This is a genomic window from Pantoea sp. BR_17 (assembly GCF_041955125.1).
Classification (GTDB): domain Bacteria; phylum Pseudomonadota; class Gammaproteobacteria; order Enterobacterales; family Enterobacteriaceae; genus Pantoea; species Pantoea stewartii.
The window spans coordinates 25,749-45,222 of sequence record NZ_JAVAXT010000008.1 but is presented as its reverse complement, the minus strand read 5'-3'; the positions used below and the strand labels follow the sequence as shown (position 1 = coordinate 45,222).

Annotated in this window: 21 protein-coding genes; 18 read left to right on the top strand and 3 right to left on the bottom strand. The window is 54.9% G+C overall.

What is annotated here, in order from left to right; all coding sequences use genetic code 11:
- The first annotated feature begins 4 nt into the window (after positions 1–4).
- The 12 genes from cysD (at position 5) to rpoS (ending at position 10,041) form a co-directional block, all read left to right on the top strand.
- The gene (cysD, locus tag RAC60_RS13585) at positions 5–913 is read left to right on the top strand and encodes a sulfate adenylyltransferase subunit CysD (RefSeq protein WP_006120739.1); all 909 of its coding nucleotides are present in this window, start codon (positions 5–7) and stop codon (positions 911–913) included.
- Positions 914–924: 11 nt separating this feature from the next.
- On the top strand, positions 925–2,352 hold the full coding sequence (gene cysN, locus RAC60_RS13580; protein ID WP_033739540.1) for a sulfate adenylyltransferase subunit CysN: 1,428 nt from the start codon (positions 925–927) through the stop codon (positions 2,350–2,352).
- Positions 2,352–2,957, top strand: coding sequence for an adenylyl-sulfate kinase (gene cysC, locus RAC60_RS13575; protein WP_033739539.1), 606 nt, complete (start codon positions 2,352–2,354; stop codon positions 2,955–2,957). Before cysN ends, cysC begins: the two co-directional genes overlap by 1 nt.
- A 55-nt stretch (positions 2,958–3,012) precedes the next feature.
- The gene (locus RAC60_RS13570; RefSeq protein WP_006120736.1) at positions 3,013–3,333 is read left to right on the top strand and encodes a DUF3561 family protein; all 321 of its coding nucleotides are present in this window, start codon (positions 3,013–3,015) and stop codon (positions 3,331–3,333) included.
- A gap of 169 nt (positions 3,334–3,502) precedes the next feature.
- Positions 3,503–3,820 (top strand): cell division protein FtsB, encoded by a 318-nt coding sequence (gene ftsB / locus RAC60_RS13565; protein ID WP_006120735.1) that lies wholly within the window; start codon positions 3,503–3,505, stop codon positions 3,818–3,820.
- 3 nt (positions 3,821–3,823) lie between these two features.
- Positions 3,824–4,540, top strand: coding sequence for a 2-C-methyl-D-erythritol 4-phosphate cytidylyltransferase (gene ispD, locus RAC60_RS13560; protein WP_006120734.1), 717 nt, complete (start codon positions 3,824–3,826; stop codon positions 4,538–4,540).
- On the top strand, positions 4,540–5,022 hold the full coding sequence (gene ispF / locus RAC60_RS13555; protein WP_058708981.1) for a 2-C-methyl-D-erythritol 2,4-cyclodiphosphate synthase: 483 nt from the start codon (positions 4,540–4,542) through the stop codon (positions 5,020–5,022). The genes ispD and ispF overlap by 1 nt, the downstream gene beginning before the upstream one ends.
- Positions 5,019–6,059, top strand: a complete 1,041-nt coding sequence (gene truD, locus RAC60_RS13550; RefSeq protein ID WP_375093909.1) for a tRNA pseudouridine(13) synthase TruD — start codon at positions 5,019–5,021, stop codon at positions 6,057–6,059. The genes ispF and truD overlap by 4 nt, the downstream gene beginning before the upstream one ends.
- A gap of 267 nt (positions 6,060–6,326) precedes the next feature.
- Entirely contained in the window at positions 6,327–7,088 is a 762-nt protein-coding gene (surE, locus tag RAC60_RS13545; protein WP_006120731.1) for a 5'/3'-nucleotidase SurE, read from the top strand.
- On the top strand, positions 7,082–7,708 hold the full coding sequence (locus RAC60_RS13540; protein WP_006120730.1) for a protein-L-isoaspartate(D-aspartate) O-methyltransferase: 627 nt from the start codon (positions 7,082–7,084) through the stop codon (positions 7,706–7,708). The genes surE and RAC60_RS13540 overlap by 7 nt, the downstream gene beginning before the upstream one ends.
- Before the next feature lie 164 nt (positions 7,709–7,872).
- A complete protein-coding gene (gene nlpD, locus RAC60_RS13535) occupies positions 7,873–8,997 on the top strand; it encodes a murein hydrolase activator NlpD (protein ID WP_282498143.1) in 1,125 nt (374 codons plus the stop codon).
- A gap of 51 nt (positions 8,998–9,048) precedes the next feature.
- Positions 9,049–10,041 (top strand): RNA polymerase sigma factor RpoS, encoded by a 993-nt coding sequence (gene rpoS / locus RAC60_RS13530; RefSeq protein ID WP_006120728.1) that lies wholly within the window; start codon positions 9,049–9,051, stop codon positions 10,039–10,041.
- 69 nt (positions 10,042–10,110) lie between these two features.
- Here rpoS and RAC60_RS13525 read toward each other — a convergent pair whose 3' ends face one another.
- The 3 genes from RAC60_RS13525 to mutS form a co-directional block, all read right to left on the bottom strand.
- The gene (locus tag RAC60_RS13525) at positions 10,111–10,842 is read right to left on the bottom strand and encodes a 2-phosphosulfolactate phosphatase (RefSeq protein ID WP_375093908.1); all 732 of its coding nucleotides are present in this window, start codon (positions 10,840–10,842) and stop codon (positions 10,111–10,113) included.
- A gap of 47 nt (positions 10,843–10,889) precedes the next feature.
- The gene (locus RAC60_RS13520) at positions 10,890–11,363 is read right to left on the bottom strand and encodes a helix-turn-helix domain-containing protein (RefSeq protein ID WP_033739674.1); all 474 of its coding nucleotides are present in this window, start codon (positions 11,361–11,363) and stop codon (positions 10,890–10,892) included.
- 227 nt (positions 11,364–11,590) lie between these two features.
- The gene (mutS, locus tag RAC60_RS13515; RefSeq protein ID WP_375093946.1) at positions 11,591–14,152 is read right to left on the bottom strand and encodes a DNA mismatch repair protein MutS; all 2,562 of its coding nucleotides are present in this window, start codon (positions 14,150–14,152) and stop codon (positions 11,591–11,593) included.
- A gap of 335 nt (positions 14,153–14,487) precedes the next feature.
- On the opposite strand from mutS, the gene mltB reads away from it, so the two are divergent.
- From mltB to RAC60_RS13485, 6 genes are all read left to right on the top strand, one after another.
- A complete protein-coding gene (gene mltB / locus RAC60_RS13510; RefSeq protein ID WP_058708939.1) occupies positions 14,488–15,576 on the top strand; it encodes a lytic murein transglycosylase B in 1,089 nt (362 codons plus the stop codon).
- A gap of 75 nt (positions 15,577–15,651) precedes the next feature.
- Positions 15,652–15,987 (top strand): zinc ribbon domain-containing protein YjdM, encoded by a 336-nt coding sequence (locus RAC60_RS13505; protein ID WP_375093907.1) that lies wholly within the window; start codon positions 15,652–15,654, stop codon positions 15,985–15,987.
- 195 nt (positions 15,988–16,182) lie between these two features.
- Complete coding sequence (gene tam, locus RAC60_RS13500) at positions 16,183–16,959, top strand: trans-aconitate 2-methyltransferase (RefSeq protein ID WP_277283073.1); 777 nt, start codon at positions 16,183–16,185, stop codon at positions 16,957–16,959.
- Positions 16,960–17,064: 105 nt separating this feature from the next.
- Positions 17,065–17,559 carry a nicotinamide-nucleotide amidase gene (gene pncC / locus RAC60_RS13495; RefSeq protein ID WP_039338334.1) on the top strand — a complete coding sequence of 165 codons (495 nt, stop codon included), beginning with the start codon at positions 17,065–17,067 and terminating at the stop codon, positions 17,557–17,559.
- A gap of 95 nt (positions 17,560–17,654) precedes the next feature.
- Positions 17,655–18,725: a recombinase RecA gene (gene recA / locus RAC60_RS13490; RefSeq protein ID WP_006120721.1), complete on the top strand. Its 1,071-nt coding sequence runs from the start codon at positions 17,655–17,657 to the stop codon at positions 18,723–18,725.
- 114 nt (positions 18,726–18,839) lie between these two features.
- Positions 18,840–19,352 (top strand): regulatory protein RecX, encoded by a 513-nt coding sequence (locus RAC60_RS13485; protein ID WP_080752857.1) that lies wholly within the window; start codon positions 18,840–18,842, stop codon positions 19,350–19,352.
- The last annotated feature ends 122 nt before the right edge of the window (positions 19,353–19,474 follow it).

Genomic DNA, 19,474 nt, shown 5'->3' with positions numbered 1-19,474 from the left:
AACGATGGATCAAAAACGACTCACTCATCTGCGCCAACTGGAGGCAGAGAGTATCCATATCATCCGTGAAGTGGCAGCCGAATTTGGCAATCCGGTCATGATGTATTCTATCGGCAAGGATTCTTCTGTGATGCTGCATCTGGCACGCAAAGCCTTCTATCCGGGTACGCTGCCCTTCCCGTTGCTGCATGTCGATACCGGCTGGAAGTTTCGTGAGATGTACGAATTCCGCGATCGCACCGTAAAAGCGATGGGGGCCGAACTGCTGGTGCATCGCAACCCGGAAGGCGTGGCGATGGGCATTAATCCCTTTGTGCACGGCAGTGCCAAACACACCGACATCATGAAAACCGAAGGCCTGAAGCAGGCCCTGAACAAGTACGGTTTCGATGCGGCCTTTGGTGGCGCGCGCCGTGATGAAGAGAAGTCACGCGCTAAAGAGCGTATCTACTCATTCCGTGACCGTTTTCATCGCTGGGACCCGAAAAACCAGCGCCCGGAACTGTGGCACAACTATAACGGCCAGATTAACAAAGGCGAGAGCATCCGTGTTTTCCCGCTGTCAAACTGGACCGAGCTGGATATCTGGCAGTACATCTTCCTGGAAAACATTGAGATTGTTCCGCTCTATCTTGCCGCGCCGCGTCCGGTACTGGAACGTGACGGCATGCTGATGATGATCGATGACGACCGTATCAACCTTCAGCCAGGTGAAGTGATTAAACAGCGCATGGTGCGTTTCCGTACCCTGGGATGCTGGCCGCTCACCGGTGCGGTGGAATCTGAAGCGCAAACCTTGCCTGAGATTATTGAAGAGATGCTGGTTTCGACCACCAGCGAGCGTCAGGGCCGGGTGATTGACCGCGATCAGTCCGGTTCGATGGAACTGAAAAAACGTCAGGGTTATTTCTAAGGAGACGCCAGATGAATACCGTAATTGCACAACAAATTGCCGAACAGGGCGGCGTTGAAGCCTGGCTGACCGCACAACAATACAAAAGCCTGCTGCGTTTTCTGACCTGCGGCAGCGTGGACGATGGGAAAAGTACGCTGATCGGTCGCCTGCTGCACGACACCCGACAAATCTACGAAGATCAGCTGTCGTCATTACAAAGTGACAGTAAACGTCATGGTACGCAGGGCGAAAAACTGGATCTGGCCCTGCTGGTGGATGGCCTGCAAGCCGAGCGTGAGCAGGGCATCACCATTGACGTCGCTTACCGCTATTTCTCTACCGAGAAGCGCAAATTCATCATTGCCGACACGCCGGGGCATGAGCAGTACACCCGCAATATGGCGACGGGGGCATCGACCTGCGATCTGGCTATTCTGCTGATCGACGCCCGTAAAGGCGTGCTGGACCAGACCCGCCGCCACAGCTTTATTTCCACTCTGCTGGGAATCAAGCATCTGGTCGTGGCGATCAACAAAATGGATCTGGTGGACTATCAGCAGTCTGTGTTCGAGCAGATCAAACAGGATTATCTCGATTTTGCCGGACAACTGCCCGACGACCTGGATATTCGTTTCGTGCCGATGTCGGCGCTGGAAGGCGAAAACGTCGCCTCACAGAGTCAAAGCATGCCCTGGTACACCGGTCCGACCTTACTGGACGTGTTGGAAACGGTGGAGCTGAACGCAGTCGTCGATCATCAGCCGATGCGGTTTCCGGTGCAGTACGTTAACCGTCCCAATCTTGATTTCCGGGGTTATGCCGGTACGCTCGCGTCCGGGACCGTAAAGGTGGGCCAGCGGGTTAAAGTGCTGCCCTCCGGCGTTGAATCGACTGTTGCCCGCATCGTGACCTTTGATGGCGATTTGCAGGAGGCGGGCGCGGGTGAAGCCATTACGCTGGTTCTCAATGATGAGATTGATATCAGTCGTGGCGATCTGCTTGTGGAGGCAAGCGCGGAACTGCGTGCGGTTCAGTCAGCCACCGTCGATGTGGTGTGGATGGCAGAGCAGCCGTTACAGGCCGGGCAAAGTTACGATGTAAAAATTGCGGGCAAAAAAGCGCGCGGTCGTGTTGAAAAGGTCATTCATCAGGTTGAGATTAACTCGCTGGAAAAACGCGAGGCGGACAGCCTGCCGCTGAATGGCATTGGTCTGGTGACGTTTACCTTTGACGAACCGCTGGTGCTCGACAGCTATCAGGATAACCCGGTCACCGGCGGAATGATTATCATCGATCGTCTGAGTAACGTGACCGTCGGGGCTGGGCTTATTCATGAGCCGCTGGCCGATAACCCCCAGCAGCACGGTGAATTTAGTGCGTTTGAACTGGAACTGAATGCGCTGGTTCGTCGTCATTTCCCGCACTGGAATGCACGCGATCTGCTGGGCGGTCAGTAATGGCCCGGCATGATGAAAATGTCGTATGGCATGACCATCCCGTCACGCGCGATGCGCGTGAACAGCAGCACGGCCATCAGGGCGTGGTGCTGTGGTTCACCGGCCTTTCGGGGTCGGGAAAATCCACTGTGGCTGGCGCGCTGGAACAGGCGTTGCACCGCATCGGCGTCAGCACCTATCTGCTGGACGGCGACAACGTGCGCCATGGCCTGTGCCGCGATCTGGGCTTTAGCGATGCCGATCGTAAAGAGAATATCCGCCGGGTAGGCGAAGTCGCAAAACTGATGGTGGATGCGGGGTTAGTGGTGCTGACCGCGTTTATCTCACCGCATCGGGCCGAGCGTCAAATGGTGCGTGATCTGCTGGATGAAGGCCGGTTTATTGAGGTTTATGTCGATACACCGTTGGCAGTCTGTGAAGCGCGCGACCCGAAAGGGTTATACAAAAAAGCCCGCGCGGGCGAATTGCGAAATTTCACCGGTATAGACAGCGTTTATGAAGCGCCGGAACAGCCAGAAATCCGGCTTAATGGGGAACAATTGGTTACAAAACTGACGCCCCAATTATTAGATCTGCTGCGCCAGCGCGATATTATCAGTTCCTGAACAGACAGCGGCAGAGCGCATTCCGTTTTGCCGCCTTCGCGTTGACAGGATATTTATGCAGAATATAACCCCCATGCTGGCACGCAAAGACTCACGTACGCCTGATGAACCGCGTTCGGTGTTACCGGGTGGTATCATTGGTTTCGTATGTTACTGGTGTGCGCTGGCCATTCCTTTCCTGTTGTACGGCTCCAGTACGCTGTTTTTCTTTCTCTACACGTGGCCCTTTTTCCTGGCGCTGTTTCCGGTTTCCGTCCTGACGGGCATGGTACTGAGTACCTGGCTGCGTGGGCAATGGATATGGACCTCCCTGATATGCGTTATCGCTGTCGCCCTCCAGTTCTGGATACTGTTCCTGTTTCTGTCACGCTGGTAACGGCGTTGATGTCTAAACGCACCAGCAGGTTACAAAAGTTTTCCGGTCTTGTGCCTTCTCGTTCTTCTCCTTTTTTTGCTCAGGCGAACGGCATTAGCAGGCATTTTCGCTGCCAGTGTGGAGTCCTGAGTAAAGTTATGGGATGATTGAGCCGTTTTTAGGGGGCGGGATGGGAAAACTGACGTTACTGCTACTGGTGCTGCTTGGCTGGCTGCAATATTCCTTGTGGTTAGGCAAGAATGGTATCCATGATTTTACGCGCGTCAGCGATGACGTGGCGGTACAAAAGGCGACAAACGCCAAACTTAAAATGCGTAACGATCAACTGTTTGCCGAAATTGACGATCTCAATGGCGGCTCTGAAGCGATCGAGGAACGCGCACGCAGTGAACTAGGCATGATTAAGCCGGGTGAAACCTTCTATCGTCTGGTGCCTGACCAGAACAAACGCAACGCGCAACAAGCTGCGCAAAACCAACAACGATAAAACATGAACAATCAGTCCCACTCTGCGGATGTGATTGCCGTGGTGCCCGCTGCCGGTATCGGCAGCCGCATGCAGGCAACCTGTCCCAAACAGTATCTGACGATTGGTCAGCACACACTTCTGGAACACAGTATTGCGCGTCTGTTCTCCCATCCCGCGGTTTCTCAGGTCATCGTCGCGTTAAGCCCTGACGATAATCACTTTGCCCGTTTGCCGCTGGCCAGCGATCCGCGTGTTGTGCGCGTGACCGGCGGCGAAACGCGTGCCGAGTCGGTGCTGGCGGGATTACAGGCGGCGCAGGGCGCGCACTGGGTGTTAGTGCACGATGCCGCGCGCCCGTGTCTGCATCCGGATGATCTGGACCGCCTGCTGCAGTTACCAGGAAAGAGCAAAACGGGTGGCATTCTGGCGGCACCGGTCTGTGACACCATGAAGCGGGGGGAACCCGGCCAGTCAGCGATTGCGCATACGGTCGAACGTGACCATCTGTGGCATGCCCTGACGCCGCAACTTTTTCCCCACGCGCTCCTTACCGCCTGCCTGACCCGCGCCTTGAACGAGGGCGCGATCATTACCGATGAAGCCTCGGCACTGGAATATTGTGGCTACCATCCTGAGCTGGTCACAGGTCGCAGCGATAACATTAAAGTTACCCGCCCGGAAGACTTAGCCCTGGCGGCTTTTTATCTTAGTCAGATTCAGTCAAAGGAGAGCGCATGATGCGTATCGGTCACGGTTTTGACGTTCACGCTTTCGGTGGAGAAGGTCCGCTGGTGATTGGCGGTGTGCGAATTCCATTTGAGTATGGTTTTATCGCCCATTCGGATGGCGACGTGGCACTGCATGCTCTGACCGATGCCTTACTGGGCGCGGTGGCAATGGGCGATATAGGCAAGCTGTTCCCGGATACCGATCCGGCGTTCAAAGGCGCAGACAGCCGCGGTTTGCTGCGGGAAGCCTGGCGCCGTATTGCGGCGAAAGGCTATCGCATCGGTAACGTGGACGTCACGATTATCGCTCAGGCACCTAAAATGCTGCCGCATGTACCCCAGATGCGCATCAATATTGCTGAGGATCTGGGTTGCCATATGGACCAGGTGAACGTTAAAGCCACCACGACGGAAAAGCTCGGGTTCACCGGACGCGGCGAAGGCATTGCCTGTGAAGCGGTCGCGTTGCTGCTGAAAACGGAGTTGGCATGACGTTGCAGTACCTCCACGGTGTGCCTGGCGCGACGGGCGTAATTAAAGCCCGCCCGGAAGACTTCGAGGTGAAGGAAGACCTGGGGTATCGCCCTGACGGTGAAGGTGAGCATGTGCTGGTGCGCATTCGTAAAACGGGTGCCAATACGCGTTTTGTTGCCGAAGCCCTGGCAAAATTTATGAAAATTCCTGCCCGCGACCTCAGTTATGCCGGCATGAAAGACCGCCACGCCGTGACCGAGCAAACACTCTGCTTCCGTGTGCCGGGCAATGCGATGCCCAACCTGACAGGCTTTGCATCAGAAGGCGTCGAAATCCTTGAGGTTGTGCGTCATAAGCGCAAATTGCGCGTCGGCGCGCTGGCCGGAAACGCCTTTCGGTTGACCATACGACAGGTCAGCCAGCGCGATGACGTCGAGGCCCGCCTTAAGCAGATTCGTGAACGCGGTGTGCCTAATTACTTTGGCGAGCAACGCTTTGGGCGCAACGGCAACAATCTGCAGACGGCGTTGAAACTGGCGCGTCAGGAAATCCAGATACGTGACCGCAATAAACGTGGCCTGATGCTCTCTGCTGCACGCAGTGCGTTATTCAATCAGGTCACCAGTCTGCGTTTGCAGCAGCAGGGTAGCCTGACTCAGGTCATGAACGGGGATGCATTGCAGCTTACCGGGCGTGGCAGTTGGTTTGTCGCCCAGCCCGAGGAAAGGGAGGCGTTGCAGGCGCGCGTGGATCAGCAAGCGCTGCGTATCACGGCACCCTTGCCCGGAAAAGGCGAGGCGGGGCCACAGGGCGACGCGCTGGCGTTCGAAGAGCACTGTCTGGAGGATGCGGTAGAACTGCGCGCGCTGCTGGTGCGTGAACGGGTGGAGGCCAGCCGGCGTGCCATGCTGGTGGTGCCGCGCGATTTGCACTGGCAGTGGCTGGATGACGCCACCCTGACGTTGCAGTTCTGGTTACCGGCGGGCAGCTTTGCCACCAGCGTGGTCAGAGAGCTGGTCATCACTGACGACACAGCGGATTTACCTGACGAATAAGCCACGTCCTCACCTGGCCAGTCGCGCGGGTGAGGGACGCGCTGGCGTACACGATGGGCGGCGTAGCAGGGGGCCAGCATCGCACGAAATCTTTCCTTTCAAGCAAATGTGTTACCTTTTTCCTGCCTGTGCGTTTTATTTTCGTCTACCACTTCCTCTCGCTCACCGCTAGAATGCAAAAGTCGCTGTCCAGTCATAACCTGTTGCCATGCTTCAAAACAGGTCCTTATTACGGCGACCCGGTTGAACAGAAAAGGTCAGAATTAAATGCGGATATTGCTCAGCAACGATGATGGCATCCATGCGCCTGGTATTCAGACGCTGGCAAAGGCTTTGCGTCAATTTGCCGAGGTGCAGGTGGTGGCACCGGATCGCAATCGCAGTGGTGCCTCCAACTCATTGACGCTGGAAACCCCGTTGCGCACCTTTACCCATGAAAACGGGGACATTGCGGTGCAAATGGGCACGCCCACCGATTGCGTGTATTTGGGCGTAAACGCACTGATGCAACCCCGACCCGATATTGTGGTCTCGGGGATCAATGCCGGCCCCAATCTGGGTGATGACGTTATCTATTCCGGCACGGTGGCCGCGGCCATGGAGGGACGTCATCTGGGTTTGCCCGCCATTGCGGTTTCGCTCAATGGTCATGAGCACTATGCCACTGCGGCGGCGGTAACCTGTGCGCTGCTTAAAGCGCTGAGTCGTGAGCCGCTGCGCACCGGACGCATACTGAACATCAATGTGCCCGATCTGCCGCTGGCGGAGGTGAAAGGCATTCGCGTGACGCGCTGTGGCAGTCGGCATCCGGCCGATCAGGTGATTGCCCAAACCGATCCGCGCGGCAATCCGCTGTACTGGATAGGACCACCGGGCGAAAAACTGGATGCCGGCCCTGATACTGATTTTGCCGCCGTGGATGAAGGTTATGTGTCCGTCACCGCGCTGCATGTTGATCTCACCGCGCACAAGGCTCAGGACGTGCTGAGTCGCTGGCTGGATAACGCTGAGGTAAACCTGGTATGGTGAGTCGGCGTATCGAGACACTGTTGGCGCAACTGCGTCAACAGGGGATTCATGACGAACACCTGTTAAAAGCCATCGCCGACGTGCCGCGTGAGCGCTTTATCGATGAGGCCTTTGAGCACAAAGCCTGGGATAACATGGCGCTCCCCATCGGCTCAGGCCAGACGATTTCACAGCCCTATATGGTGGCGCGGATGACCGCCCTGCTGGAGCTCGATGTGCACTCGCGTGTTCTGGAAATCGGGACCGGTTCTGGTTATCAGACCGCGATTCTGGCTCATCTGGTTGAGCATGTTTACTCTGTCGAACGCATCAAAGGTCTGCAGTGGCATGCAAAGCGCCGTCTGAAACAGCTCGATTTACATAACGTCTCTACCCGCCACGGTGATGGCTGGCAGGGCTGGCCCTCGCGCGGGCCTTTCGATGCCATTATTGTGACGGCGGCGCCCCCCGAAATTCCGACTGCGCTGATAGCACAACTGGCAGAAGGTGGCATTATGGTGCTACCTGTCGGTGAAGAGCAGCAGGTGCTTAAACGCCTGCGCCGACGCGGCGGTGAAATCACCGAGGAAACGATTGAGCCGGTGCGTTTCGTCCCGCTGGTTCAGGGCGATCTGGCCTGATGACCGTGTTAGCATTTCTTAATAACTGTTTCATGGCACACGGTAGTTGATATTGTTACTATCCAGTCAGTTCAACGAAAATACAGCGTTTAACGTGCCACACAGTGTAATGTGCTGGTGAAAAGAGAAAGTCAGTTTTTAAAGGTTGCCACCACGGGGGATTAATGAGCACGGGAAGCACAATTTTTCAGTTACGCCGTCTGGCGGCGCTTTCACTGGTAAGTTTTTGGCTGGCAGGCTGTAGTTCAGGCGACAATACACAAGCGCCAATAAGTAATATCGGCGACAGCAGCAGCATGAATGATAACGGTAATATGGCCAGCACTGGTACTGCGCCTGTTGCCAGTGGTGTGCCGACGATGCCATCGCAGGGCGGCATGTTGAGCCGAAATACGCCTGTGCCGCAGAATAAGCCGGGAATCATTAGTACCGGTAATAATACAAGTAATGAAGTTGAAACCCAGAACGGGCGAATTGTGTACAACAGAAGTTATCAGAATATTCCTAAAGGAAGCTATTCTGGACAAACGTACACCGTAAAACGCGGCGATACCCTCTTCTATATTGCCTGGATTACCGGCAATGACTTCCGCGATCTGGCGCAGCGCAACAACGTACAGCCACCGTACAGCCTAAATGTTGGGCAAACCTTGCAGGTCGACAACGGCTCCGGCCAGCCTATTACCGGGGGCAACGCGATTACCGCGGCGGATGCATCACAAAGCGGCATCGTCACCGCACCACAAATAAAACAGGCCCCTGTTGCACAGCAGCCTGTTATTACGTATTCTGATGATTCAGGTAACTCGAATGGCAGTAAATTGTTGCCTTCGAAGGGAGCAAATGTTGCAACGACAACAGCTCCAGCCGTTACCGCACCACCGACGGTGAGCAGTACAACAAACAGTTCAACGCCTGTTGGAAGCTGGCGTTGGCCGACCGAAGGTAAGATCATCGATAACTTCTCTGCCACCGAGGGTGGTAACAAAGGGATCGATATCGCAGGTTCGCGCGGACAGCCGGTTGTGGCCACTGCTTCAGGAAGGGTGGTTTATGCAGGCAACGCGCTTCGTGGTTACGGTAATTTAATCATCATCAAACATAATGATGATTACCTGAGTGCCTACGCCCACAACGATACAATGCTGGTCCGGGAACAACAGGAAGTTAAGGCTGGGCAAAAGATCGCTACCATGGGTAGCACCGGAACCAGTTCAGTTAGATTACACTTTGAAATTCGTTACAAGGGGAAATCCGTAAACCCGTTGCGTTATTTACCGCAGCGATAATCCGGCAGAGTCCTCTGGAGTCTGCCCTGGAATCACGGGTAGGAGCCACTTATGAGCCAGAATACGCTGAAAGTAAACGAGTTACATGAGAATGCGGAATTCGAAGAGAATGGAGCAGAAATTTTTGATGAGAAGGCGCTCGTCGAAAATGACTCTGGCGACAATGATGTAGCAGAAGAGGAGTTGCTGGCGCAGGGTGCGACGCAACGTGTCCTTGACGCTACTCAGCTCTATCTTGGGGAGATTGGCTATTCTCCATTGCTGACGGCCGAGGAAGAGGTACTCTTCGCTCGCCGGGCATTACGAGGTGATATTCCTTCTCGTCGCCGCATGATCGAAAGTAACTTACGACTGGTGGTGAAGATTGCACGACGTTACAGCAATCGCGGTCTGGCCCTGCTGGACCTGATTGAGGAAGGTAACCTCGGCTTGATTCGCGCCGTTGAGAAATTTGATCCAGAACGTGGATTCCGTTTCTCAACGTATGCCACCTGGTGGATTCGTCAGACCATTGAACGGGCAATCATGAACCAGACCCGGACAATTCGTTTGCCTATCCACATTGTGAAAGAATTGAACGTTTATCTGCGTACTGCGCGTGAACTTTCTCACAAGCTCGACCACGAGCCGAGTGCGGAAGAGATTGCAGAACAACTGGATAAACCGGTTGATGACGTAAGTCGTATGTTGCGTCTCAACGAACGTATTACCTCAGTTGATACTCCATTAGGGGGCGATTCTGAGAAAGCGCTGCTGGATATCCTGGCCGATGAAAAAGACAACGGCCCAGAAGATACCACGCAAGACGACGATATGAAGCAAAGTATCGTTAAATGGCTGTTCGAACTGAACGCCAAGCAGCGCGAAGTGCTGGCTCGTCGTTTCGGCCTGTTGGGCTATGAAGCGGCAACGCTTGAGGATGTTGGCCGTGAGATCGGTTTAACCCGCGAGCGTGTGCGCCAGATTCAGGTTGAAGGTTTGCGCCGTCTGCGCGAAATCCTGCAAGGTCAGGGCCTCAGCATTGAAGCACTGTTCCGCGAATAAGCTGAACACGGCACGTCAACAGAAAGCGATGAGTAACCCCCATCGCTTTTTTTTGTCTGTTATTTACGCTTAAGCCTGTCCGGCAAAATACTCCCTTGTCAGAAAACAGGGCTGACGGGCGGCATCTTTTGTCAGGCAAAGTGTCACATCGTCCGGAAAGCCTCTTTGTATCAGCTCGACTGCGGACGCGCAGTGAAACAGTGCCGCGAAATTCTGGGACTGATGAGCGTGCCAGGCGGCGACAGCGGTCTGCGCTTCAGGTGAAAGCGTGCGTTGTGCCAGCGCGGCAATGATTCCCCCCGCTACCACATAATCCTCAATACAGGGGCGAAGGCTCCCGTCTGGCCAACGTTCGCCACAGGGGACAATCAGAATACGGCTGAAGGCGCGGCAGGCTTCGGCCGTTGCGGTCAGGTTTCTCAGGCAGCCTGTCAGCACGGGGACGCCCCGTTCCCGCGCCCTGAAGCAGGTTGCGGAGCCATTAGGGGAGGGCAGCACCAGTTTTTCATCCGGGCGAACACTGAGTAACGTTCGCGGTGACAGACTGTAGCCCTCGCCACTGAATCGCCTGTCGCTGTTAGCCGCGATGGCACCGACGGACTGCGCATACTGCGTGACAGAGTGATCTTTCCAGGGATAAGGATAGACGCGCGCCCCGTTCTCCACTGCCACGCTGACACAGGTAGAAAAGGACATCACGTCAATAATCACGATGATATCCACGTCCCCGGCAAGATGATCAATGGCCAGGATCCCCCATTCCAGACGAACAGCAAACGCGTCCTGACGATACCAGTTCATAGGCTTTTCCCGCAGTGTGGTGTAACAGAGATGTGCAACCGCGGAAGTTAGCCCTGCCTGCGCAATAATTTTTGCAGCCGTTTTTGCTGCCAGCGGCGGATCGCATCCTTAAATATAAACAGACGCAATGCTCTGACGAGCAGTAAGGCGCCCCAAATGGCGGCGACCCAGAGTGACCAGCGGTCATTGGGCGCCGTAAAGTGGTTCAGGACATACAGCAATGCGCATACCACCACAGCGCTAAACAGAGAACGGTAAAACCGGCTCTCGGCAGCCAGCTGCTGGCGGGCGTCAGAAATGTAGCTGTCCAGCGCTTCACCGTTATTCGCAGGGGCATCGGTCAGATCGGTCACGTTAATCTCAAACACGGCCGCCAGTGCGCTCAATGTTTCCAGGCTGGGCGGATCGCCGTTTTCGATGCGCTGTATGGTTCGGGTGCTGAGGCCGGCCATTTCCGCCAGTTGTTCCTGTGACCAGGCACGTGCCAGGCGATATTCTCTGACGTTGTTCAGGTTACGCATAATGAGTCTCCGAAAGAGTAAACAATCGGTTTGCAGCATCGCCGGTAAGTGTCGACAGAAACACGATCGCAGCACGACAGGCACACGACAGCATTATGACACCGCTTTATCAGCCTGTAATCGCGTAAAGCGGTAGCAGAAGGATGCGCCAGCAGGGATAAAGAAGGCGGGCGCAGAGAAACGCGTAACGGGAAATCCGTAGCCGCCCCGCGAAAGGGCGGCCGTCATCAGACCAGTGCCTTAAGGCGGTAAATCCAGTCCAGCGCCTGGCGCGGTGTCAGCGTATCGGGATCCAGTGCTTCCAGCGCTTCCACGGCGGGAGACGTTTCTTCCACCAGCAACGGCAACTGCGAGCCGTCAACGTTTGACGTTGCGGATTGACTGGAAACCGTTTCGAGCTCTTTCAGCTTATTACGCGCGCGTTTAATCACCTCTTTTGGCACGCCGGCCAGCGCGGCCACGGCCAGCCCGTAGCTTTTACTGGCGGCACCGTCCTGCACACTGTGCATGAACGCAATCGTATCGCCATGTTCTACCGCATCCAGGTGAACGTTAACCACGCCTTCCAGTTTTTCAGGCAGGGTCGTCAGTTCAAAGTAGTGCGTTGCAAACAGGGTCATCGCTTTGATTCGGTTCGCCAGATTTTCCGCACAAGCCCAGGCAAGCGACAAGCCGTCATACGTGGAGGTGCCGCGGCCGATTTCATCCATCAGGACCAGGCTGTTTTCAGTCGCGTTGTGCAGAATATTGGCCGTTTCCGTCATTTCGACCATAAATGTCGAGCGGCCGGAGGCCAGATCATCTGCTGCGCCCACACGGGTGAAGATACGATCCAGTGGACCAATAACCACTTCTTCGGCGGGAACGAAACTGCCGATCCAGGCCATCAGCGCGATTAACGCAGCCTGACGCATATAGGTACTTTTACCGCCCATATTCGGGCCTGTGATGATCAACATGCGGCGTTGTGGTGCCAGCGAGAGCGGGTTGGCGATAAAAGGTTCTTTCAGGACCTGCTCCACTACCGGATGGCGGCCGGCGGTGATTTTAATCCCGGGCTTGTCGTGCAGCGTGGGACGGCAGTAGTTTAGCGTCCATGCGCGTTCCGCGAGGTTACTCAGTACATCCAGTTCGGCCAGCGCCGCCGCACTTAACTGCAACGCTTCAAGGTGCGGCAGCAGCAGATCAAACAGGCCCTCATACAGGCTTTTCTCCAGCGCCAGCGCTTTGCCCTTTGACGTCAGGACCTTGTCTTCATACTCCTTCAGCTCGGGAATGATATAGCGTTCAGCATTCTTAAGAGTCTGACGGCGGACATAGTGAATAGGGACCTGATGGCTCTGACCCCGGCTGACCTGAATGTAATAACCGTGCACGCCGTTAAAACCGACTTTCAGGCTGTCCAGACCGAGTTTTTCACGTTCGCGGATCTCCAGGCGATCCAGATAATCCGTCGCGCCATCCGCCAGGGCGCGCCACTCGTCCAGCTCAGCGTGATAACCCGGGGCGATCACCCCGCCATCTCTGATTAATACGGGTGGGGATTCGACAACGGCCTGCTCAAGCAGCGTGCACAGGTCGCTAAAGTCACCTATCTGGGTACGCAGGGTTTTCAGGTGGGCGGACCCGGCGTTTGCCAGCAGATCGTTGAGTTCCGGCAACTGCTGAAACGCATGGCGCATGCGCGCCAGATCGCGTGGACGCGCCGTACGTAGCGCCAGGCGGGCCAGAATACGCTCCAAATCACCGACCTGGCGCAGAACGGGCTGAAGCACGTCGCTCAGCGCCTGCAACTCGGCGATTGATTCCTGTCGTTTCGCGATGACGCTGCTGTCACGCAACGGCATATGCAGCCAGCGTTTTAGCATCCGGCTGCCCATTGGCGTGACGGTTTTATCCAGCACCGCGGCTAAGGTGTTCTCGGTACCGCCTGCAAGGTTTTGGGTAATTTCAAGATTACGTCGGGTGGCGGCATCCATGATGATGCTGTCCTGCTGACGTTCCATGCTGATGGCGCGGATATGTGGCAGGCTGGTCCGTTGGGTATCTTTGACATACTGCAGCAGACAACCCGCCGCGCGCAGGCCGAGATGAGCCTGCTCCACACCAAAACCGTTTAAATCCCGCGTACCAAACTGCAAAGTAAGCTGCTGACGCGCGGTATCAATTTCAAATTCCCACAAGGGACGACGGCGCAGACCACGACGCTGATCGATGAGCGACATCGGCGAAAAATCTTCCGGGTAAAGGAGTTCGGCAGGATTGGTTCGCTGCAGTTCGGCTGCCATGGTTTCCAGATCCATGGGCTCACTCAGACGAAACCGGCCTGAACTGATATCCAGCGTGGCGTAACCATAGCCGCGCGCACCGTGCACCACAGCGGCCAGCAGGTTATCCTGCCGCTCCTGCAAGAGTGCCTCATCACTGATCGTGCCCGGGGTAACAATGCGGACGACCTTACGTTCGACCGGCCCTTTGCTGAGCGCCGGGTCGCCAATTTGTTCACAGATGGCGACCGACTCACCGAGTTGCACCAGCCTCGCCAGATAATTTTCAACCGCATGATGCGGGACACCGGCCATAGGGATCGGTTCGCCCGCCGAGGCACCGCGCTTGGTTAAGGAAATGTCTAATAACTGAGAGGCGCGTTTCGCATCGTCGTAAAACAGCTCATAGAAATCGCCCATGCGATAAAACAGCAGGATGTCAGGATGCTCGGCCTTGAGGCGTAAATACTGCTGCATCATTGGCGTATGGGTGCTCAAGTCCATTTGCTCTGCTTTTTTCATCTCATCTTTACTCAAGGTTGACTCTTCCTTTTGCCCGTCACGGTCAAGGCGGTGGTTTAACAGAGAGACAGACAGGGATGTCTGTACCGTGCAGGAATCTTACCAGTTTACGGCTTCTGCATCATCAGGGTTGCCACGGCGAGTCATGAACTTAACAAAGCCGCGGGGTGACAGAAAGCGCGTCAGTAAAGGGAGGCCTCAGCGTTCGGGCCACTTCACAAAACGTGCCGATGCAGCGGTAAAAAAAGCGATTTTTTATACGATCACGTTTGTATGTCTTCCTGCTGAACGATTAACATTAACATCCCTGGTCTGGCTTGTTATATGGATATCCAATGCGTTCTAAGCTTGCTCTTCTTCCGCTTTTTGCCCTGCTTGCCGCCTGTAGCAGTAAGCCACACACTTCGCAGCCGCAGCCTCCTGCGGAACTGATTGCGCCGAAAGGCGGATTTTTACTGGAACCCGCACATGCGGTTCAACCGATGTTTGGTGATTTCGCCAGTAACCCTGTTGCAGAACAATTTATTGATAAAATGGTGGCGAAGCACGGCTTTGACCGTCAGCAACTGCACGCCATCATCGGCCAGGCAAAACGACTGGATTATGTCCTGCGTCTGATGGATCGCCAGGCTCCCTCGTATACACCACCAAGTGGGCCTAACGGGGCCTGGATCCGCTATCGCGATAAGTTTATTACGCCGGATAACGTACAAAATGGCGTGGCGTTCTGGAATCAATATCAGGATGCTCTGCAGCGCGCGCAGCAGGTCTATGGCGTTCCGCCGGAAATTATCGTCGGCATTATTGGCGTCGAAACGCGCTGGGGCCGTGTTATGGGCAAAACCCGTATTCTGGATGCACTGGCTACGCTCTCCTTTGATTATCCACGCCGTTCTGCCTATTTCAGCAGCGAACTGGAAACCTTTTTGCTGATGGCGCGTGATGAAAAAGACGATCCACTCGATCTCAAAGGATCGTTTGCCGGTGCGATGGGCTATGGCCAGTTCATGCCATCGTCCTACAAAGCTTACGCTGTCGACTTCAATGGTGATGGCCATATTAATTTATGGGATCCGGTCGATGCGATAGGCAGCGTCGCGCACTATTTTCAGCAGAATGGCTGGCGTCCTGGCGAGAATGTGGCCGTGCCGGCCAGCGGCCAGGCACCGATGCTGGAGAATGGCTTTAAGACCCGTTACAGCGTCAGTACGCTGGCCGCGTCAGGACTTTCTCCCCAGGGTCCGCTGGACGGCAATGATCAGGTCAGCCTGCTGCGGCTGGATTTAGGCACCAGTTATCAGTACTGGTACGGTTTACCTAACTTCTATGCCATTACGCGTTATAACAACAGCACGCATTATGCGATGGCTGTGTGGCAGTTGGGTGAAGCGGTCAGCAAGGCGCGCAAGGGCTCGCTGTTTTAATACTACCCTTATTAACTGTGAGGCTATATGATGGCGGCCCTGTATTTTGTGCCGCCGTTATTATCTGGAGTCGTTATGTCTTTACCTGCTTGTCCCGTTTGCCAGGCTGATTACACCTGGCAGGATGCTGAGAACCTAAACTGTCCGTCATGTGGTCATATCTGGACGCAAGCTGAAGGCAGCGACAGCGCTCAGGAACAGGTCGTTCGCGATGCTAACGGCAATATACTGGCAGATGGCGACAGCGTAACGGTTGTCAAGGATCTCAAGGTGAAGGGCAGCTCTTCTGTGCTGAAGATTGGCACCCGCGTGAAGAGTATCCGGCTGGCAGAAGGCGACCACAATATCGATTGTAAAATTGACGGATTCGGTCCGATGAAGCTGAAGTCTGAGTTTGTCAAAAAGAACTGATGGTATTGGGCGCCCAGCGCGCCCGATTTCATGTGTCCTCACGTCGCCCTGATGCGTTACCGGTACTCACCGGCTCTGCCAAAATCCGTTGACAGCCCCACCAGACATTATCCCTTTTGTTGCCTGAACGGGCACTTTATGCGTATTTGTACGTCTATGTTCTGTGTGTCCGGAGCGCATGAGAGGTGAAACGTTATGCAAGAATGGGATCCCACGCTGTATCGCAAGTTCGAAGCCGAAAGAACACGACCGGCTCAGGAATTACTGTCCAGAATCAGGGTTGAAGATGTCCGTTTCGTTACCGATCTGGGGTGCGGCCCCGGCAACAGTACCGAACTGCTTGTCGACGCCTGGCCACAGGCGCAGATTACGGGCCTCGACAGTTCTGCTGCCATGCTGGAGCAGGCGCGTGAACGTCTACCACAATGCGCATTTATTCAGGCTGATATCGCCACCTGGCAGGCCGCGATTCCACAGCAGGTTATCTATGCGAATGCCTCGCTACAGTGGCTGGGCGGCCATTCCTCGCTCTTACCACATCTCGTAAATCAGCTGGCACCCGGCGGTACGCTGGCCGTCCAGATGCCTGATAATCTGGATGAGCCTTCACATCAGTTAATGCGAGATGTGGCCACTTCCGGGCCGTGGCGTGACAAAATCAGCGCGCAGGCGGCCGAGCGCAAGCGATTACCTTCAACTGAACACTATTACGATGTGCTGACAACGGCCGGGTGTGCCGTTGATATCTGGCGGACCACCTATTATCACGTTATGGATAATGCCCAGGCCATCATCCACTGGTTGAAAGCCACCGGGCTGCGTCCGTTTCTTGCGCCACTTAGCGTATCTGAACAGGAACAGTTTCTGGCCGCCTATCACCAGTGCCTCATGACCGCATATCCGGCGCGGCAGGACGGCAAGGTCTTACTGGCGTTTCCCCGGCTTTTCATGGTGGCGACACGTAATCGCTAAAATATCTGGATAGTCACACGCAATTTCTGCATTGCTTTACCCCAGGCGCTTGAAAAAGGGCAGGGCTTGCACCATGTTCAGTACTCGTTGACAGGGAGCGACAAAATGAATGATTCGCAGTTGCAGACGTTGAGTGCGCAGATTGGTGAGGCGCTGAAGCAGCGTAATGCTACGGTGACCTGCGCCGAATCCTGCACCGGCGGCTGGATCGCCAAGGTGTTTACGGACATCAGTGGAAGCTCGGCCTGGTTTGAACGGGGATTCGTGACCTACAGTAATGAAGCCAAGCAGGAATTAGTCGGCGTCAGTGCCGCCTCACTGACGCAATCTGGCGCGGTCAGTGAAGCCGTAGTGCGCGAAATGGCTGTCGGTGCCCGGCAGCAGGCGCGGGCCGATTACGCCATTTCCGTGAGCGGCATTGCTGGCCCGGAGGGGGGCAGTGAAGACAAACCCGTGGGAACGGTGTGGTTTGGCTTTGCCGGCCCCGACGATATTGTCATGGCTTTTCGCCAGCAGTTTGACGGTGACCGTGATGCGGTGCGCCGTCAGTCGGTTGCCTGGGCGCTGCAGACATTGGCCAGTAAATTTCTGAAAAATTAAACTTGATACTGTATGACTATACAGTATAATTATTCGCAACAGAAAGTGCACAGGCACCATGTGTGCGTGTTTACCCGGCATGATTAGGAGTAGAAATGGCAATTGATGAAAACAAACAGAAGGCTTTAGCTGCCGCGCTCGGCCAGATTGAGAAGCAATTTGGTAAAGGCTCCATCATGCGCTTGGGTGAAGACCGCTCAATGGATGTGGAAACCATCTCAACAGGCTCCCTGTCACTGGATATCGCATTAGGTGCGGGTGGATTGCCGATGGGCCGTATCGTCGAGATCTACGGTCCTGAAGCCTCGGGTAAAACCACGCTGACGCTGCAGGTGATTGCCGCCGCACAGCGTAAAGGTAAAACCTGTGCCTTTATCGATGCTGAACACGCACTGGATCCGGTCTACGCCAAGAAACTGGGCGTTGATATCGATAACCTGCTGTGTTCACAGCCCGATACGGGTGAACAGGCGCTGGAAATCTGTGACGCGCTGGCGCGCTCCGGTGCCGTTGACGTGATTATCGTCGACTCCGTTGCTGCCCTGACACCAAAAGCCGAAATTGAAGGCGAAATCGGTGACTCACATATGGGCCTGGCGGCGCGTATGATGAGCCAGGCGATGCGTAAGCTGGCCGGTAACCTGAAACAGTCGAATACGCTGCTGATCTTCATCAACCAGATTCGTATGAAAATTGGTGTGATGTTCGGTAACCCGGAAACCACTACCGGCGGTAACGCACTGAAGTTCTACGCGTCAGTTCGCCTTGATATCCGCCGTATTGGCGCCATCAAAGAGGGTGATAACGTCGTCGGTAGTGAAACCCGCGTTAAAGTGGTTAAGAACAAAATTGCTGCGCCCTTTAAGCAGGCTGAGTTCCAGATCATGTATGGCGAAGGGATCAACACCTTCGGTGAGCTGGTAGACCTCGGTGTGAAGCACAAGCTGATTGAAAAAGCGGGTGCCTGGTACAGCTATAAAGGCGATAAAATTGGTCAGGGTAAGGCAAACGCCAGCAACTTCCTCAAGGAAAATGCGGCTGTCGCAAACGAAATTGACCTGAAACTGCGCGACATGTTGCTCAACGGCGCTGAGCAAAACGACGCAGCGGACTTCTCCGCTGACGACGTTGAGAATGCAGCCAGCGAAGCTAACGAAGACTATTAATGCCTGAAACGGGAGCAGAGAAATCAGCTCCCGTTTGACGTTAACCTCTCACTTGCCTTTCCTCTTTCCTCCTCTGCCTCCATACTCTCTTTCCGTTTGTTAAAGGTGCGCAGTATGTCTGAACAACCTCAGCCACACGTTATCTCTTTTTCACGCCTGCTCGATCGGGCAATGCGCCTGCTGGGTCAGCGCGATCACAGTCGCGAAGAGCTCAAACAAAAACTGCAGTTATCTGCCCAGCGCAGTGCGTGGATAAAACAAAAAGAACCTGAAATTATCACTCCCGAGCTGTTGGAAAGGGTCATCAACTGGTGCAGCGAAAATGGCTGGCTGAACGATGAGCGCTTCACAGAGCGATTTATTCAGAGCCGCAGCCGTAAAGGCTTTGGCCCACAACGGATCCGGCTGGAGCTGGGGCAAAAGGGCATAAGCCGTGATGCGATTGATCTCGCCATGGAAGAGACGGAGATCGACTGGTCAGCCTGCGCAGCGGAACTGGCAGAAAAGAAATTTGGCCATCCGTTGCCGACCGAATGGAAAGAAAAAGCAAAAGTGCAACGCTATCTGCATGCAAAAGGCTTTCTGAGTGAAGATATTCAGCAGGTTTTCAGAAATTTTGACGACTAAAGGCCGATGTGATTTTACTTCCCTCCGAAGAATATTTATCTTACCCCTTTTGGTTCCTTAAGCTTGCTGCCGTGATAACGCGGTACGCCTGATAAAGAAGGACCTTTCGTTAGCGTGATTCC

What these genes read in the sequence shown, in the direction of transcription:
- cysD (WP_006120739.1), top strand. Translation starts at nt 5, where the DNA reads ATGGATCAAAAACGACTCACTCATCTGCGCCAACTGGAGGCAGAGAGT.
- cysN (WP_033739540.1), top strand. Translation starts at nt 925, where the DNA reads ATGAATACCGTAATTGCACAACAAATTGCCGAACAGGGCGGCGTTGAA.
- cysC (WP_033739539.1), top strand. Translation starts at nt 2,352, where the DNA reads ATGGCCCGGCATGATGAAAATGTCGTATGGCATGACCATCCCGTCACG.
- RAC60_RS13570 (WP_006120736.1), top strand. Translation starts at nt 3,013, where the DNA reads ATGCAGAATATAACCCCCATGCTGGCACGCAAAGACTCACGTACGCCT.
- ftsB (WP_006120735.1), top strand. Translation starts at nt 3,503, where the DNA reads ATGGGAAAACTGACGTTACTGCTACTGGTGCTGCTTGGCTGGCTGCAA.
- ispD (WP_006120734.1), top strand. Translation starts at nt 3,824, where the DNA reads ATGAACAATCAGTCCCACTCTGCGGATGTGATTGCCGTGGTGCCCGCT.
- ispF (WP_058708981.1), top strand. Translation starts at nt 4,540, where the DNA reads ATGCGTATCGGTCACGGTTTTGACGTTCACGCTTTCGGTGGAGAAGGT.
- truD (WP_375093909.1), top strand. Translation starts at nt 5,019, where the DNA reads ATGACGTTGCAGTACCTCCACGGTGTGCCTGGCGCGACGGGCGTAATT.
- surE (WP_006120731.1), top strand. Translation starts at nt 6,327, where the DNA reads ATGCGGATATTGCTCAGCAACGATGATGGCATCCATGCGCCTGGTATT.
- RAC60_RS13540 (WP_006120730.1), top strand. Translation starts at nt 7,082, where the DNA reads ATGGTGAGTCGGCGTATCGAGACACTGTTGGCGCAACTGCGTCAACAG.
- nlpD (WP_282498143.1), top strand. Translation starts at nt 7,873, where the DNA reads ATGAGCACGGGAAGCACAATTTTTCAGTTACGCCGTCTGGCGGCGCTT.
- rpoS (WP_006120728.1), top strand. Translation starts at nt 9,049, where the DNA reads ATGAGCCAGAATACGCTGAAAGTAAACGAGTTACATGAGAATGCGGAA.
- RAC60_RS13525 (WP_375093908.1), bottom strand. Translation starts at nt 10,842, where the DNA reads ATGAACTGGTATCGTCAGGACGCGTTTGCTGTTCGTCTGGAATGGGGG.
- RAC60_RS13520 (WP_033739674.1), bottom strand. Translation starts at nt 11,363, where the DNA reads ATGCGTAACCTGAACAACGTCAGAGAATATCGCCTGGCACGTGCCTGG.
- mutS (WP_375093946.1), bottom strand. Translation starts at nt 14,152, where the DNA reads ATGAAAAAAGCAGAGCAAATGGACTTGAGCACCCATACGCCAATGATG.
- mltB (WP_058708939.1), top strand. Translation starts at nt 14,488, where the DNA reads ATGCGTTCTAAGCTTGCTCTTCTTCCGCTTTTTGCCCTGCTTGCCGCC.
- RAC60_RS13505 (WP_375093907.1), top strand. Translation starts at nt 15,652, where the DNA reads ATGTCTTTACCTGCTTGTCCCGTTTGCCAGGCTGATTACACCTGGCAG.
- tam (WP_277283073.1), top strand. Translation starts at nt 16,183, where the DNA reads ATGCAAGAATGGGATCCCACGCTGTATCGCAAGTTCGAAGCCGAAAGA.
- pncC (WP_039338334.1), top strand. Translation starts at nt 17,065, where the DNA reads ATGAATGATTCGCAGTTGCAGACGTTGAGTGCGCAGATTGGTGAGGCG.
- recA (WP_006120721.1), top strand. Translation starts at nt 17,655, where the DNA reads ATGGCAATTGATGAAAACAAACAGAAGGCTTTAGCTGCCGCGCTCGGC.
- RAC60_RS13485 (WP_080752857.1), top strand. Translation starts at nt 18,840, where the DNA reads ATGTCTGAACAACCTCAGCCACACGTTATCTCTTTTTCACGCCTGCTC.